Here is a 7,114-nt window from a genome sequence, read left to right on the forward strand (position 1 = left end):
TATCATTTCATAAATTTACGAACCATGATTCTATGATACTGCTTTACTGATAACAAGAACAATATATCTCGCAATATATGACGAAGATTTCTTTCGTATCGAAGACAATGCATCACTATTAATTTACAACTTGTGATATATTCACGGTTCATTATACCCTCCGCATTATTCTCCATCATATCATCTGTAACACGATAATAAATACCTAATACAATTCCAGCCTGATGCTTTACAAAGATTCTTCTTGCTTTTTCATCATCAGAGTGCTTGGCAAGTCGTTCGAATCTATCAACTATATATAGTAAACTCTTAAGTCTTTTAGGATTCAACGTTTTGTCTGAGGTAATATTCCCTGATACTCTTCTAAGGTAGCAATAAGAAAAGATAGGCTGAAATACAACAGATTGCGCAAAAATCATCATCCGAGGAACAAACTCCATATCCTCATGTATAAGACCTTCAACAAAGTCAAGTTTGTTATCCAAAAGAAACTTCCGTCTTAATACATATATCTGAACGGGAGTATTAATAAATTTTTCATTAAGCATACATTCTTTGCCAGTACAATGATAACCATCAGGATAAGGATGACGCCTTTCTATAATTATTCTTCCTTCTTCATCATATTCTCTAATTCTGAAAACAAATACATCCTCTGTCGCTGATTTTAACAGATGAAGGATTTTATCAACACATCCATCTTCAAGCCAATCATCACTATCAACAAACCAAATATACTTACCCTGAGCAGCTAGAAGTCCAGTATTACGTGCCCCGCTAAGTCCTTTGTTTTTTTGGTTAATCACATGAAAATTGCTACAAACCTTATCAAACTCTGCAACAATTTTCATCGAATGATCAGGAGTACCATCATTAACTACAATGACCTCCAGATCTTCATATAAAAACGACTGACTATAGATGCTATCTAAAGTCTTACGTATGTACTTCTCGACATTATATACAGGAATTATAATACTTAGTAACATATTCTTATTTAATTTCGTAAATTAGAAATGGATTAACATCTGACACCTCCGCCTTTCGACCACCTAGACCTAGAAAAAAGCTACCAAACATATAAAACATAGCCAAGAATATGAGTATTTTAGATGTGGTACTGGCTGCTTTAATTCGAACAAAAGCCATATAGGAAAAGATGCCCCAACCTATATCATAGAATATTCTTATATAAGTTGCAAAACGGGAAAAAATCATGTTATAACCCAACAACAAATCAACAATAATTGCCAAGCTACCTATCAGAGCAATATTGTTCATAATTGGATTGCTAAGGAACCCGCGCTTTCGAAAATAGTAATAACTATATATATATATACCTCGTGTTATACTTAGGGTGAGCATCTGACGTAGATTAGCCCCCGTCGTCTCAGACTGTAACGAATCTAATGTCGATACATCGTACACTGCCGAATCGAAAAAAAGGTTGAAAAGCACTGTGATTGATTCTGCAGATGAAGCGAGAATATCAAAAAAAACAGAAGATGACACAGTGATCACAAGGAAAGCTGCAACCATCCATACAGGCTTTACAAACTCTATCTTTTTTAGAAAATAAAATACCGGTACCCAAATGACAGCAGAAAAGTGAAGCATGGGGCTATACAGCAAATATCAGCGCCCTTAAATTCTTACCGTCCCAATAATCTCGATAAGCTAAAAGTAAAAACGACATTGCAAAAAATTGTCGAGATATTACCAAAGCCAAATTAGTAGAGGTAACGAAAACGAAAGGTAATACCCATACCAAATATTTTCTATTATCTTTAAAAAGATAACATATAGAAAATATCCACATGAAACACTCTATTACGAACATAGCGTAATAGTTGAACCCCAGTATCGTCAACATCTTTACGAATATGTAAAACCCTGGTTCTCGCCAACCATTGTTCTCACCTCCCGACTGAATGTATTCGTAATATCTAACATACTGACTCCAGTCCTGTAAATAGTTATACCTGAATCCGAAAATTACAAAGTAGACTATGCATACTACCCAAAAACGCCCATCTTTTAAAAGACTTTTGCTATATATCTTCTCCAGTTTTCCACCCTTAATATTCAAATATGTAGACGGAACGACGAAAAATATCAGCAATGTAAAAATGAACAAAAATATAGTCTGAAATTTTTCATCAAATCCGAACAACATTTTTCAATATCTTTTTAAACATTTCAAAATCCATGTTACACGGTTATACACCAATTCACCCTAAGCTACTTATTCAGATTTTGAAAAACTGGGGCTGTTGAGTATTCCCGTTAATTGATGTCTCAAGAGATGCAGTAGGGTTAGACATAATTGTAAAATTTATAAGCTACTGTACAGAATTCCAAACATCAAGGTACATTTGAGCAACCTTCTTTGATGCATGGTTAGCCATCACAAATTCTATTGCGTTTTTTGATATTCGTTCCATTCTGCGAGGGTCATCAATCAAATCACAGAATTGTTTATAAAGAATGTCTTCATCCATACTTGAAGGTATTCCTATCTCTTCCCCTTTGTAATGAGGATATTCTTGCAGACTCTCTTCTTCAAACCCAGCAAAAACTATTTTACCTGCAGCCATTCCATACATTCCGCTAGTAGCTTTGTCATGAGCATAAAGCTGATCGATATAGATATGACACTCTGAATACATTTTTTGATACTCTTCAAATGGTACGCCTTGTACTATTTGATATTCAACTTTATTCCCATATTTAAGAACGACTTTCTTAATAACTCTATCGAAAACATCATTTCCTTTACGGTATTCTTTGCCTTTCTGCCATCCATGAAAAATTCTAATAGGTTCTCCTTCTTTTATATAAAAAGGGATTCCTATTCTACTCTCATCACAAGCAAAAGGTATCAACTTTGACGTTTTGCCAGTCCATTCATAAGCAGATTTATATACCATGTCGGTGCTATTATAGCAGTAGCCTTCTTTACAATATAATCCGTTAAATATTTTCCAAAGAACAATTCAAAGATAATCTTATCTTTTTTCTGCATTTTATACATCAAAGATTTATTATCATTTGCAAAATACCATCTATCTACATAATAGTCATCACCTAAGACTGCCATAAATATTTTTTTATTATGCTTTACTAAGTAACTGACTATATATCTATTAATTAAATCTCCAAACGGGAAAAATCTAGGATTATTAAGCATTACAACGTCATATCCTATCAATTTCATCTTCAAAGATTTCCAAATTTTCAGGAAAAGAAATAATCTCGAAATACCAAGCCTATTCCAAACTTTATAATGCAATATTGATGCATACCTATTTGAAAATGGCTTTACTTTTATCAAATAATCAGTTGGTATATGTTTATAACTATCTCCGTCAGAAATTCTATAAGTTTCGACATCTAATTTATTCAAGCCTTTACAAATTTCAAGAAAAGCTCCAGAATATTCACCTAAGAATAATATTCTCATAGATTGACTAGGTTTCTTACAACAAATCTTTTAGTTTCTTATATTTAAGCTCACCCAACAATGACTGTATACGCGAATCGTCAAAATAAGTGTGACCACTCTCCAATCTCAAATCTGCTTCAGGCCATGGCACTGCCACTACATTCACACCATATTTCTCTGCAAATATTTCAGCGGCATCATGGAGGGAATGAGTCTCGCCACCGACATTATAAATCTGATTGTCAGAAGCTGGATTCATAGCACCTTCCACCATCTGATAGCAAATATCATAAAGATGAGTAAAAGTACGTTTATTTGTTCCACCTCCATACATAGTAATATCCTTTCCTTCTGATGCCATTTTAATAAAAAAACCCACAGTACCAAAACTGTAGTTATCATCCAGCATATTACCGTAAGGCACACAGATACGGAATACAGTAAAAGAAATATCAAAGTTATAACTATAAGCCTTTAAATATCCTTCACAGGCTATCTTATTAGCTGCATAAATAGTCTTTGTGTCCTTCTCATCTTCCTCTTTCAAAGCTTTATCTACTCCTTTGTATACAAGCCTTGTTGAAGGGAATACTACTTTTGGTCTATATGGAGATTTGCGGATTGCATCCAGTAAATTAAGCAACCCGATCTCGTTTATATCCACAAACCGCTCATAACTATCAAAGCCTGCTTTAGTTCCTGTTAAACCTGTCATCATGAAAATATAATCCACGTTCAGGTTAATACCCGCTACAGCTTCTTTTTCCAGCATATTCACTTTGTGATAATACTCTTCATGAGAATCAACTATATCATATTCTTCGGCAATGATACCTTTATGTTCCTTCAGATACCAAACCAAGTGACGACCAATATATCCCTTTGAGCCTATTATTGCTACTTTACTCATAATCCAGCCATATCTTTAAAGTCGGTCAGTAGCTTTGCTTCAGTACCGACTAATTTATATTCATTTTCTCTGAACACTTCATCTTTTATACAAACCTCAAATTGCTCTATGCTCTTTCGGAAAGCATCATCAACTGGAAGTTTTCTTGTCTCGTAAGCTTGGTTCTTTTTGATAGTGTATTCAGGTTCAAAACCAGCAGGTGCAGTAAAAATACGATTAGAAGTAATTGTTCCTTTACTTCCCCAAATTTCAATGTCGCACTTATAGTCATTGTCCATACCAAAAGCCAACTGTGCAGTAATACCTTTATCATTAACCATGGTAGCTGATCCATATATATCGACTTCAAATTCATCGATATAATTGAGTTGCGCAGTTGTTAATTTTGCTGTATCCCCTAGCAAATAGGAGCCATACTTAATAGTATAACCACCTGCATCAATCAAAGCGCCTCCGCCTAAAGATTTGTTATAACGGAAATCATTTTGAGCACGACGAGGGAAACCAAAAGAAATACGATAGAGTCGTATATCCCCAATTTCCCCACTTTTCACAACATCATTTATAACTTTAAGTTGCTCATGATAAACAAACATATAATTCTCGTGGAAAGCAAGATTGTTTTTGCGGGCAAGTTCTATTAATTCATTAGTATCAACAGTGTCTGTTGTAGAAGGTTTCTCTACAAATACATGCTTACCATGCTCCAAAGCCAATTTAGTCCATTTGAAATGCAATGCTGGTGGTAAAGGAAGATATACAGCATCTATATCATCTAAAGACACAAAATTTTCATATCCTTTGATTATCTTTCCACTTCCCCATTCATCAATGAAGGTCTGCGCCTTTGCAGTTTCTTTTTCTAAACGACTCTCCTCTGCTTCTGCATCAAAGCTAACTCCCTTACCATACCATTCCTCAGCGTTAGCGACACCTATTCCAGCAAAAGTAAAATTCTTTACTTGCTTTAATGCAGGCAAAAATCTTCTGAATGCTATTTCAGAAGGACATATTATTCCTATTCTTATCATTTAACAAAGCTTATTGCCGACAACAACGAGCGTGCTGCAATATTTAGATAATTGTTATAAGTCACAAACGAAAGTATCTGATTAAGTGTCATCCAACAATAGTTAAGATCTACCTCCACAGGAAAATCATCTCCTACTTCAACGATTGTATTCAGATTCTGTTCCTGAAAGAATCTTCCTCCTTCTTCGCTCTGATATGTAGAATACCAAATATTCTCTTTTGAAGCATTCATAAAATATTCCAAATAAGGAATAGTGTATTCATTTAAACCCTTACGGTAATTTCCTGTAAGACACTGAACAGTAGGAGCCATTTCAACGATATCAAAGTTACCACTCTCTAGTTTAGCTTGAACAAGGAAATGATAAATACCATTAATTTTCTTCACAAGGAATCCCATCAACCCATGCTGAGCAGAACGCACCATCGGCTGATCCCACGACACAACCTCACGGTTAGCAATTTCACAACGAACACCGATTACGTCAAAATACTTATTAGCTTCATGATGGATAGTATTACCATCATAAATCCAATTATTCATCTTAGAAATACCAATTTTCTCTACATCCAATTCATACTTGAATTTCAATGAAGTCATCCATTGTATAATCTCCTCCAATTCATGCAAGTGATTATTATGACTCAGCATTGAATATATCAGTTGATCGTCACTCTTGGTGTTTAACTTCAAGAATGCTGACATCATCTTAAGAGAATGCTCAGAATAATTTCCAAATCGAATACATGAAATTACTGTACGCGAATCCATATTCACCACATTCGGATATCTCATCAGTTCTTTGAATTGACCAAGAGAAAGCCATATAAAATTCTCTTTAACCTCTATTTCCTCATTCTCTGAAATCTCCACTATGATGTTACGATTGCGTTTCTGCAAAAATCTTGCCCCCTGCTCACTTTGGAGTTGATCAACAAGTACGCGTACCTTCCTAACTCCATTGAAATAATCCAAATAATTCGGTTTCTTTCCTCCATGAACCTGCATAAAGTTACTTCGAGTAGCCTGCAGAGTTGGAGAAAGTTGAACAATATTTAGGTTTCCTGGTTCTATTTTTGCTTGAGCAAGAAAATGTACAACCCCACCAATCTTCTTAGTGATGAAACCAAGGAAACCTATCTCAGGCTGATTTATAATTGGTTGATCCCACGTAGATACATCAAGATAATTTGTTGTGATTCGTATACCATCAATGGAAAAGAATTTTCCAGAATCATGTCGTAACCTATCTTCTCTATAGCTCCAGTTTCTAACCTCTTCAAGTGGAATCTGTCTTATATTGCTTACTACTTCGTCATTCTGCTGTTTCATCCAGGCAAGGACTTTATCAGTTGATATAACATTGCCTTGACTAATAGCAGAAATAAGAAAATCAAGTTCTATTTGCTCTATATGCATATATTATAAATAGTTTATAAAAATGTTGTATTTCTTAGATATTCTATAGTTAGCATTCAATTTTGACATATCTATCAAGGAAAGCCTATGAGAGGAGGTTTTCCTATAAATAAAATCAAAAGTTGGACAGTATTTTAGTATTTGTTATTACTTACTCCGATGGTCAGTGATAATAAGTTCTCATAATCCCTACGACCTTTGACAATCGTATTGGAACTTGGCACAGGCATGAACTATACAACAGAGGTGCTCCACGTCAATCAGCTTGTCGTGATGATACTTACAAACATTGTATCCATCGGACTTA

The 7,114-nt window shown here is 34.7% G+C and carries 8 protein-coding genes; all 8 read right to left on the reverse strand.

Translation table 11 applies throughout. The features are described from left to right. Nucleotides 1-2 precede the first annotated feature (2 nt). Nucleotides 3-989 carry a glycosyltransferase family 2 protein gene (locus JCM17102_RS29140; protein WP_025075873.1) on the reverse strand — a complete coding sequence of 329 codons (987 nt, stop codon included), beginning with the start codon at nucleotides 987-989 and terminating at the stop codon, nucleotides 3-5. A gap of 4 nt (nucleotides 990-993) precedes the next feature. After that, nucleotides 994-1,632: a hypothetical protein gene (locus JCM17102_RS15810; RefSeq protein WP_148302072.1), complete on the reverse strand. Its 639-nt coding sequence runs from the start codon at nucleotides 1,630-1,632 to the stop codon at nucleotides 994-996. After that, nucleotides 1,622-2,176, reverse strand: a complete 555-nt coding sequence (locus JCM17102_RS32550) for an EpsG family protein (protein ID WP_025075875.1) — start codon at nucleotides 2,174-2,176, stop codon at nucleotides 1,622-1,624. Before JCM17102_RS32550 ends, JCM17102_RS15810 begins: the two co-directional genes overlap by 11 nt. A 166-nt stretch (nucleotides 2,177-2,342) precedes the next feature. Next, complete coding sequence (locus tag JCM17102_RS24300; protein ID WP_025075876.1) at nucleotides 2,343-2,930, reverse strand: glycosyltransferase; 588 nt, start codon at nucleotides 2,928-2,930, stop codon at nucleotides 2,343-2,345. Beyond that, the gene (locus tag JCM17102_RS15825) at nucleotides 2,882-3,463 is read right to left on the reverse strand and encodes a hypothetical protein (RefSeq protein ID WP_025075877.1); all 582 of its coding nucleotides are present in this window, start codon (nucleotides 3,461-3,463) and stop codon (nucleotides 2,882-2,884) included. The genes JCM17102_RS24300 and JCM17102_RS15825 overlap by 49 nt, the downstream gene beginning before the upstream one ends. A 16-nt stretch (nucleotides 3,464-3,479) precedes the next feature. Next, a complete protein-coding gene (locus JCM17102_RS24305) occupies nucleotides 3,480-4,355 on the reverse strand; it encodes an NAD-dependent epimerase/dehydratase family protein (protein WP_033886951.1) in 876 nt (291 codons plus the stop codon). Further along, nucleotides 4,352-5,386: a Gfo/Idh/MocA family protein gene (locus JCM17102_RS15835; RefSeq protein WP_025075878.1), complete on the reverse strand. Its 1,035-nt coding sequence runs from the start codon at nucleotides 5,384-5,386 to the stop codon at nucleotides 4,352-4,354. The genes JCM17102_RS24305 and JCM17102_RS15835 overlap by 4 nt, the downstream gene beginning before the upstream one ends. Beyond that, entirely contained in the window at nucleotides 5,383-6,807 is a 1,425-nt protein-coding gene (locus JCM17102_RS15840; RefSeq protein WP_025075879.1) for an NDP-hexose 2,3-dehydratase family protein, read from the reverse strand. Before JCM17102_RS15840 ends, JCM17102_RS15835 begins: the two co-directional genes overlap by 4 nt. Nucleotides 6,808-7,114: the final 307 nt, after the last annotated feature.

The sequence above is a fragment of the Bacteroides faecichinchillae JCM 17102 genome, assembly GCF_000614145.1.
In the GTDB taxonomy this organism is placed as follows: domain Bacteria; phylum Bacteroidota; class Bacteroidia; order Bacteroidales; family Bacteroidaceae; genus Bacteroides; species Bacteroides faecichinchillae.

Coding starts and splice junctions, on each gene's coding strand:
- JCM17102_RS15840 (WP_025075879.1), bottom strand. CDS start 6,807: ATGCATATAGAGCAAATAGAACTTGATTTTCTTATTTCTGCTATTAGT.
- JCM17102_RS32550 (WP_025075875.1), bottom strand. CDS start 2,176: ATGTTGTTCGGATTTGATGAAAAATTTCAGACTATATTTTTGTTCATT.
- JCM17102_RS15835 (WP_025075878.1), bottom strand. CDS start 5,386: ATGATAAGAATAGGAATAATATGTCCTTCTGAAATAGCATTCAGAAGA.
- JCM17102_RS15825 (WP_025075877.1), bottom strand. CDS start 3,463: ATGAGAATATTATTCTTAGGTGAATATTCTGGAGCTTTTCTTGAAATT.
- JCM17102_RS24300 (WP_025075876.1), bottom strand. CDS start 2,930: ATGGTATATAAATCTGCTTATGAATGGACTGGCAAAACGTCAAAGTTG.
- JCM17102_RS24305 (WP_033886951.1), bottom strand. CDS start 4,355: ATGAGTAAAGTAGCAATAATAGGCTCAAAGGGATATATTGGTCGTCAC.
- JCM17102_RS29140 (WP_025075873.1), bottom strand. CDS start 989: ATGTTACTAAGTATTATAATTCCTGTATATAATGTCGAGAAGTACATA.